The organism is Massilia sp. LXY-6 (assembly GCF_051233485.1).
Classification (GTDB): domain Bacteria; phylum Pseudomonadota; class Gammaproteobacteria; order Burkholderiales; family Burkholderiaceae_D; genus Telluria.
Genome location: NZ_JBKFGF010000050.1, coordinates 1 through 5,905, shown reverse-complemented (window position 1 = coordinate 5,905; position 5,905 = coordinate 1). Strand labels below are relative to the sequence as shown.

Annotated in this window: 9 protein-coding genes; 5 read left to right on the top strand and 4 right to left on the bottom strand. The window is 65.4% G+C overall.

The window, feature by feature from the left end; all coding sequences use genetic code 11:
• Positions 1-137: FAD-binding protein (locus ACI48D_RS20985; RefSeq protein WP_435573193.1), on the bottom strand; the 137-nt coding region annotated here is incomplete at its 3' end.
• 187 nt (positions 138-324) lie between these two features.
• On the opposite strand from ACI48D_RS20985, the gene ACI48D_RS20980 reads away from it, so the two are divergent.
• The 3 genes from ACI48D_RS20980 (at position 325) to ACI48D_RS20970 (ending at position 2,325) form a co-directional block, all read left to right on the top strand.
• Positions 325-1,101 carry an SDR family oxidoreductase gene (locus ACI48D_RS20980; RefSeq protein WP_435573192.1) on the top strand — a complete coding sequence of 259 codons (777 nt, stop codon included), beginning with the start codon at positions 325-327 and terminating at the stop codon, positions 1,099-1,101.
• A complete protein-coding gene (locus ACI48D_RS20975; protein ID WP_435573191.1) occupies positions 1,098-1,853 on the top strand; it encodes an alpha/beta fold hydrolase in 756 nt (251 codons plus the stop codon). The genes ACI48D_RS20980 and ACI48D_RS20975 overlap by 4 nt, the downstream gene beginning before the upstream one ends.
• Positions 1,854-1,923: 70 nt before the next feature.
• The gene (locus tag ACI48D_RS20970) at positions 1,924-2,325 is read left to right on the top strand and encodes an acyl-CoA thioesterase (protein ID WP_435573190.1); all 402 of its coding nucleotides are present in this window, start codon (positions 1,924-1,926) and stop codon (positions 2,323-2,325) included.
• Between the two features lie 32 nt (positions 2,326-2,357).
• Here ACI48D_RS20970 and ACI48D_RS20965 read toward each other — a convergent pair whose 3' ends face one another.
• On the bottom strand, positions 2,358-2,888 hold the full coding sequence (locus ACI48D_RS20965) for a LuxR C-terminal-related transcriptional regulator (RefSeq protein ID WP_435573189.1): 531 nt from the start codon (positions 2,886-2,888) through the stop codon (positions 2,358-2,360).
• A 169-nt stretch (positions 2,889-3,057) separates the two neighbouring features.
• On the opposite strand from ACI48D_RS20965, the gene ACI48D_RS20960 reads away from it, so the two are divergent.
• Together ACI48D_RS20960 and ACI48D_RS20955 are read left to right on the top strand one after the other, a co-directional pair.
• Positions 3,058-3,756, top strand: coding sequence for a CoA transferase subunit A (locus tag ACI48D_RS20960; RefSeq protein ID WP_435573188.1), 699 nt, complete (start codon positions 3,058-3,060; stop codon positions 3,754-3,756).
• Positions 3,757-3,774: 18 nt separating this feature from the next.
• Complete coding sequence (locus tag ACI48D_RS20955) at positions 3,775-4,425, top strand: CoA transferase subunit B (protein ID WP_435573187.1); 651 nt, start codon at positions 3,775-3,777, stop codon at positions 4,423-4,425.
• 65 nt (positions 4,426-4,490) lie between these two features.
• Here ACI48D_RS20955 and ACI48D_RS20950 read toward each other — a convergent pair whose 3' ends face one another.
• Both ACI48D_RS20950 and ACI48D_RS20945 read right to left on the bottom strand, forming a co-directional pair.
• The gene (locus ACI48D_RS20950; RefSeq protein WP_435573186.1) at positions 4,491-4,871 is read right to left on the bottom strand and encodes an energy transducer TonB; all 381 of its coding nucleotides are present in this window, start codon (positions 4,869-4,871) and stop codon (positions 4,491-4,493) included.
• Between the two features lie 10 nt (positions 4,872-4,881).
• A partial coding sequence (locus tag ACI48D_RS20945) for a TonB family protein (RefSeq protein WP_435573185.1) occupies positions 4,882-5,905 on the bottom strand: 1,024 nt, incomplete at its 5' end.

Below are 5,905 nucleotides of genomic sequence, written 5' to 3'. Positions count from 1 at the left end.
CGGCCCTGTTCCGAGGCCAGCTGCTTCAGCCGGATTGCGCTTGACAAGCCGGCCGGGCCGCCGCCGACGATGACGACGTCGTATTCCATCGCTTCGCGCGGACCGTATTGTTCGATGAGCTTGTTGGGCTGAGTCATGTCTTATAGATGTTAGAAAAATTTAAGCACGAGTGTGCACTTTTTTACTCATGATTGCAACGCAGGGGGGTATTGTAGGGCAGATATTAGATGTAGCAATCTAAACGCGGCGAATTTGGTGAAGTATGCAATCATTATGTCGTCGCAACAGAATATAGTTCGGTGAGTTCAGGAACAGGAGCGTAAAGTGGGCATTGAAGTCAATTTCGAAGGCAAGATCGCCATGGTGACGGGAGCGTCCAGCGGGCTGGGGGCGCGCTTTGCGAAGGCCCTCGCCGGGGCCGGGGCGCAGGTGGTGCTGGCCTCGCGCCGCGTCGAGCGCCTGAAAGAGCTGCGCGCCGAGATCGAGGCGGACGGCGGCGCCGCGCACGTGGTGGCGCTGGACGTCACCGACCTCGCCAGCATCAAGTCGGCGATCGCCCACGCCGAGACCGAGGCCGGGCCGATCGACATCCTGGTCAACAACTCGGGGGTCTCGACCACCCAGCGTCTGCTGGACGTCACCGAGGACGACTACAACTACATCATGGACACCAACCTGCGCGGCGCCTTCTTCATGGCCCAGCAGTGCGCCAAGCGCATGATCCAGCGCGCCAAGGGCGACCCCAGGAAGCAGCACCGCATCGTCAACATCGCCTCGGTGGCGGGCCTGCGCGTGCTGCCGCAGATCGGGGTCTACTGCATGAGCAAGGCCGGCGTGGTGCAGATGACCAAGGCGATGGCGGTCGAGTGGGGCCGCTACGGCATCAACGTGAACGCGATCTGCCCCGGCTACATCGCCACCGAGATGAACGAGGATTATTTCGAGACCGAGCAGGGCAAGAAGCTGATCGAGATGCTGCCGCGCCGCCGCATCGGCAAGCCGGAAGACCTCGATGGCCTGCTCCTGCTGCTGGCGGCCGAGGAAGCCCATTTCATCAACGGCACCATCATCACGGCCGACGATGGCATGACGGCGCAATGAGCGATCGCCGGCCACTGGTCCTGATCCATGGCCTGCTGGGTTCGAGCGGCTATTACGATCCGCAGGCCCTGCTGCCGGAACTCGACGTGCGCACGCCCGACCTGCTCGGCTACGGCAGCAATCGGAGCATCGACCGCGGCATCGACCTGCACGCGCAAGCCGCCGAGATCGCGCGCGTGCTGCGCGAGGACGTCGGCCGGCCGGCCTGGCTGCTCGGCCACAGTGTCGGCGGCGCCGTCATGATGTTGGCCGCGCAGCATGTTCCCGAACTGGTCGCGGGCCTGATCAGCGTGGAAGGCAATTTCACGCTGAAGGATGCGTTCTGGTGTTCCCGCATCGCCGCCATGCCGGAGGCCGACTGGGCCGCGGAATACGGCGCGATGGAAGACGATCCGGCCGCCTGGCTGGAACGGATCGGCATCGAAGCCAGTGACCTGCGCATCGCCTGGGCCAGGGACATCCTGTCCAACCAGCCCGTCGAGACCATCCAGGCGATGGCGCGTTCGGTCGTGGAAGTGAGCGGCGCTCCTTCCTACCTCGACGGCGTGCGGCGCGTGCTCGGCAGCGGCGTTCCACTCTACCTGCTGGGCGGCGAACTGTCGGCCGCCGGCTGGGACATTCCCGAATGGGTGCTGGCGCTGGCCCGGGAGAGCCTGGTGCAGCCGAAGGCCGGGCACATGATGATGCTGGAGGATCCGGCGGCGTTCTGCGGCATCGTCAAGGATATCGTGTGCCGGCATACGTCCGGCTGAGCGACTACAATGCCTGTTTTTTCAAACGAAGCAGGCAGCGATGAGCAACGAGAAGGCAACGCGGAAGTTAATGCACACCATGCGCCAGGCGATCCGCTGGGGCGACATGGACGTGCTCGGGCACGTCAACAACACGATCTATTTCCGCTACATGGAGACCGGGCGGATCGCCTTCCTGGAAGAACTGAACGGCAAGTTCGATGCGAAGGGGCAGGGACCGGTCATCGTCACCGCCTATTGCACCTTTCTCAAGCAGCTGAAATACCCGGGCGACATCGAGGTGCGCACCTACGCCGGCGCGCCGGGCCGTTCCAGCTTCGAGGTCACCCACGAGATCAGCCTGGTCGACGCCGATGGAAAGGCCGAGCTCGTCTACGCAGAAGGCGGAGGCAAGGTCGTGTGGATCGACTTCCAGGCCGAGAAGTCGGTGCCGCTGCCGGAGCGCATCAGGAGCCGCTTGCCGGCAGCGTAACATCGTCGGGAAGGACCCGTGCCCAGCGGGCGTCAGCGCGCCACGCCGACCAATTTATGCACCAGCTCCGACGAAGTCGACGCCGAAAACTTCTTCATCAGCTTGGCCCGGTGCATCTCCACCGTGCGTGGCGACAGGTCGGTCTCGCGCGCGATCACCTTGCTGGTCTTTCCTTCCACCAACAGCGCCGCGATTTCGCGCTCGCGCGGCGTGAGCGCGGCCGTCACCGGGCGCTTCTCGCTCACGTCCTCGAAGGTCCAGACGCCGGCGCCCAGCGGCTGCTGCGGGTCGAGCGCGCGGCCCGTCACGTGGCACCAGAACAGCTCGCCGTCCGCGCGGCGCATGATGCGCTCGTCCGAATAGCGGCCGCGGGCGTTCATGATGGGGACGATGCGGTCGCCGGTGCGCAGGAACTCGTCGTGGGTCGGATACAGCACCTCGAAGGACTTGCCGTTCAGCTGTGCGCAGTCGTAGCCGAACATCGACGCCAGTGCCTGGTTGCACGCCTGGATGATGCGGTTGACCGAGATGCACATGCCAACCGGCGCGTACTGGAAAATCATCTCGTAATCGATGGCGTATGATGTTGTCGTTTGGTGCAAGCTTAGTACTCCACTTCTTTGTCTCCAAGGTCCGGGCTTGCCGGTATTTCTACGGTATTGTGCTTTGCCGGGGGCTATTCTATGCTCGAATTCTACTCTGCTGTATAGATCACTTACTAAAGGGACGGGTATGAATAAAGTTTATCCAGATGCGCGGTCCGCACTCGAAGGCGTCGTGAAGGACGGCCAGACCATCGCCGTGGGCGGCTTCGGCCTGTGCGGCATTCCGGAGGCGCTGATCCTGGCGCTGCGCGATTCCGGCGTCAAGAACCTGACGGCCATCTCGAACAATGCCGGCGTCGACGACTTCGGCCTCGGCCAGCTGCTGGCCACGCGCCAGATCAGGAAGATGATCGCGTCCTACGTCGGCGAAAACAAGGAATTCGCGCGCCAGTACCTGGCCGGCGAACTCGAGCTGGAATTCACGCCGCAGGGCACGCTGGCCGAAAAGCTGCGCGCCGGCGGCGCCGGCATCCCGGCCTTCTTCACCAAGACCGGCTACGGCACCATCGTTGCCGAGGGCAAGGAAACCCGCGAATTCGACGGCGAAATGTACGTGATGGAACGTGCGCTGAACCCTGACGTCGCGCTGGTCAAGGCCTACATGGCCGACCGCGCCGGCAACCTGGTGTTCCGCAAGACTGCGCGCAACTTCAACCCGAACGTCGCTACCGCCGGCAAGGTCTGCATCGTGGAAGTCGAAAAACTGGTCGAGACCGGCGAGATCGATCCGGACCAGGTGCACCTGCCGAGCATCTTCGTGCACCGCATCGTTCATAACCCGACGCCGGAAAAGCGCATCGAACAGCGCACCGTGCGCCAAGCCTAACACCAGGAGACAAACGACATGGCATGGACTCGTGATGAAATGGCCGCGCGCGCGGCGAAGGAGCTGCAGGACGGTTTCTACGTGAACCTGGGCATCGGCCTGCCGACCCTGGTGGCGAACTACGTCCCGCAGGATGTCGAAGTGTTCCTGCAGTCCGAAAACGGCCTGCTGGGCATCGGCCCGTTCCCGACGGACGCCGAAGTGGATGCCGACCTGATCAACGCCGGCAAGCAGACCGTCACGGCGCTGCCGGGCTCGGCCTACTTCAGCTCGGCCGATTCCTTCGGCATGATCCGCGGCGGCAAGATCAACCTGGCGATCCTGGGCGCGATGCAGGTCTCGGAAAAGGGTGACCTGGCGAACTGGATGATCCCGGGCAAGATGGTGAAGGGCATGGGTGGCGCGATGGACCTGGTGGCCGGCGTCAAGCGCGTGGTGGTGCTGATGGAGCACGTCGCCACCGCCAAGGATGGCTCGGTCAGCCACAAGATCCTCAAGAAGTGCGACCTGCCGCTGACCGGCGTGGGCGTGGTCGACCGCATCATCACCGACCTGGGCGTGATCGACGTCACCGAAACCGGCCTCAAGCTGGTGGAGCTGGCGCCGGGCGTGAGCAAGGAGCAGGTGGTGGCAGCGACCACGGCCGAGCTGGACGTCGCCGGGGTCTGATGTTCACCTCTTGCGCGGCCGCCAGGCCGCGTGCCACAGCCGGGCGCCCGAGGCGGCCCGGCTTTTTAATGCCTGGCCCAGACGTAGATGACGTCGGTCCAGGTCTCGGCCGGCTGGCCATTGCGCGTCGCCGGGTGGAACCGGCATGCGGCCAGGGCGGTGCGTGCCGCTTCGTCGAGTGCCGGGAAGCCGCTGCTTTGCACTAGCTTGGTGCCGCCGATCGTGCCATCCGGTTTTACCAGGAAGCCGAGCTTGACCGTGCCTTCGTGGCCGGCCTGCAGCTCCTCGTGCGGATACATGGGCTTGGCACAGCTGTTGAAATCCAGGATGGCGGGACGCGTGTCCACCGTCGAGGCGGCGGTTTTGCTGGCGGCCGGGCCCGGCCCGGCGCAGGCGGTCAGCAGACCGAGCAGGACGATGGTGGCTGCGCTGGCATTGCGGGACATGTTGTTCTCCTTATTGCAGGGTCCAGACGTACTGGACGTGGGTCAATTGCCGGACCGGCTTGCCGGCTGCGAGTGCGGGGGCGAAGCGGCACAGCGCCAGGGCGCTCTGCGCGGCCTCGTCCATGCTGGTGTAGCCGCTCGATGTCGCGATCGACGAGTCGGTGACGCGGCCATGTTCGTCGACCATGAAGGCGAGCGTCACCGTGCCTTGATGCCCCGCGGCGAGGTCGGCCTGCGGATAATGCGGCTTGCGGCAGCTCGAAAAATCCGCGATGGCGCCGAGGGTCTCGCCGCGCTCCGCCGGGACCGCCTTCGAATGACCGGCCGGCGCATGTGCGCTGGCCGCGCACACCATGGCCAAGCCCAGCACCGGGATCGCGGCCTTCCAGTTGAGCGCCTGTACGTCCGGGCGCAGCAGGCGGCGGATGCGCGCCATCAGGTCGCCGCCGTTCGCAGCCTGGGCCAGGTGGTGGCTGGAGAACTGCAGCTTTTCCAGTTCCGACAGTGCCAGCGCCAGGCGGCGCGGTTCGCCCAGGTGGCGGGCCGCGAAGTCGTCGGCGATCTGCTCGCGTTCGGCCCGGATGCGCCGCGACAGCCACCACACGGCGGGGTGGTAGAACAGCAGGGTTTCGATGACGTTCTGCAGCAGGTTGACCAGGTAGTCGTGGCGCCGCACATGGCCCAGCTCATGGGCCAGCAGGGCTTCCAGCAGCGGCGGCGGCATGCCGGAAACCAGGCTGGCCGGCACCAGCACCACCGGGCGCCACCAGCCGGCCGTGATCGGACTGGCCAGGCCGTCGACCACGCGCAGGCGCACTTCGCGCCCCAGGCCGCAGCGTTCTGCCAGGCGCGACAGGCGCTCCTGCCAAGCCGGATCGCGGGCTTGCACGCGCACCGCGCGACCGATCCACAACAGGCCGACCGCCATGCGCAGGCCCAGCGCGCCGGCGCAGGTGGCCCACAAAGCGACGATCCAGCCCAGCCTGTCCTGCAGCCAGGACAGCAGGCCCTTGGCCGCCGCGACCTGTCCCGGT

Bases quoted from the DNA above. Each gene is read 5' to 3' on its own strand.
- ACI48D_RS20955 (WP_435573187.1), top strand. From the start codon at position 3,775: ATGGCATGGACTCGTGATGAAATGGCCGCGCGCGCGGCGAAGGAGCTG.
- ACI48D_RS20975 (WP_435573191.1), top strand. From the start codon at position 1,098: ATGAGCGATCGCCGGCCACTGGTCCTGATCCATGGCCTGCTGGGTTCG.
- ACI48D_RS20950 (WP_435573186.1), bottom strand. From the start codon at position 4,871: ATGTCCCGCAATGCCAGCGCAGCCACCATCGTCCTGCTCGGTCTGCTG.
- ACI48D_RS20970 (WP_435573190.1), top strand. From the start codon at position 1,924: ATGCACACCATGCGCCAGGCGATCCGCTGGGGCGACATGGACGTGCTC.
- ACI48D_RS20960 (WP_435573188.1), top strand. From the start codon at position 3,058: ATGAATAAAGTTTATCCAGATGCGCGGTCCGCACTCGAAGGCGTCGTG.
- ACI48D_RS20965 (WP_435573189.1), bottom strand. From the start codon at position 2,888: ATGATTTTCCAGTACGCGCCGGTTGGCATGTGCATCTCGGTCAACCGC.